The following is a 1077-nucleotide window of genomic DNA, read 5'->3' on the forward strand; positions in this document are numbered from 1 at the left end:
TTTTTTAGTTGAGAAGGGGGAATCGCTTTTTCTTTGATTTTTGCTGGCAGCATGAACTTACAACCATTTTTATATTCTGTGCACCCAAAAAATGTTTTTCGATGAAGAATGTCCCCTTTCTTACAGTCTGGACACTTCCCAAGAGACAGCTCCTCTGTCGTTGGAAACTGGAACTGTACTTTGCCTTCTCGGAATACTAAATACGCTGAAAACTCTTTCTCACCGGATTTAAAGCCTTTTAACAGATCCGTTTTCTTACTTTCAAACAGCTTTTTTACTTGTGCTTCAGGAATCGCTTTCTCTTTAATTTTCTTCGGTATACGGATCTCACATTCTGGATAATTACTACATCCATAGAAGTTGCCCTTATGAAGGATTTTCCCCTTTTTACATGGGCAACGGCATACTTCAATTTGTTGATTCCAATTCAAAATCATTTCATCCGCTACTTTTTCTTCTGTTTCTCCAAGTTTTGCAACTGTTTCTTTTACAAATGTATTCGTATTTTCCACAAATTCACCGTATTGCATTTCCTTCTTTTCGATCATATGAATCATCCCTTCCATTTCAGCCGTATAAGCTGGATTTTTGATTTCATCTATCGGAAATTTTTCTACAAATGCACGACCAATTTTCGTAGTACGAATTTGGCCATTGGTAACTGTGATGTAATTTCTCGTTGCGAGTTTTGGAATAAAGGTCTCCTCTGTCGCAACCGTCCCAATACGTTTTCCTTTCATTAGCTCTTTTAAATGGTCATCATCTAATTTACGACCGGCGGTCTCCATAAACGTTAGAATGGAGCTTTCAGTATGAAATGCTGGTTTCTTTGTTTTCGACTGCATTAAGTCATGTTTTACGATTTGGAACGAGTCTCCCTCATATAAAAAAGGGATTTGAAAGCTTTCCACAGAACCTTCTTCCATGTCCTCATGAAATACGCTTAAAAATCCCTTCTCTTGAAGAACTTTCTCTTTTGTACTGTATATGTTTTCCTCTCGATCTATAAACTGTGCCTCACGTACCAAATAAATAGCCGGTGGCATAAAATTCCCAATAAATCGTTTCACAATGAGG

General features: G+C 37.5%; 1 protein-coding gene. It reads right to left on the minus strand.

Annotated elements, in window-relative coordinates; all coding sequences use genetic code 11:
- Positions 1-1077 (minus strand): type IA DNA topoisomerase (locus BPMYX0001_RS25375; protein ID WP_033799367.1); only part of this gene is annotated, 1077 nt, incomplete at both ends.

Origin of the sequence: Bacillus pseudomycoides DSM 12442, assembly GCF_000161455.1 — a bacterium.
GTDB classification, from domain to species: domain Bacteria; phylum Bacillota; class Bacilli; order Bacillales; family Bacillaceae_G; genus Bacillus_A; species Bacillus_A pseudomycoides.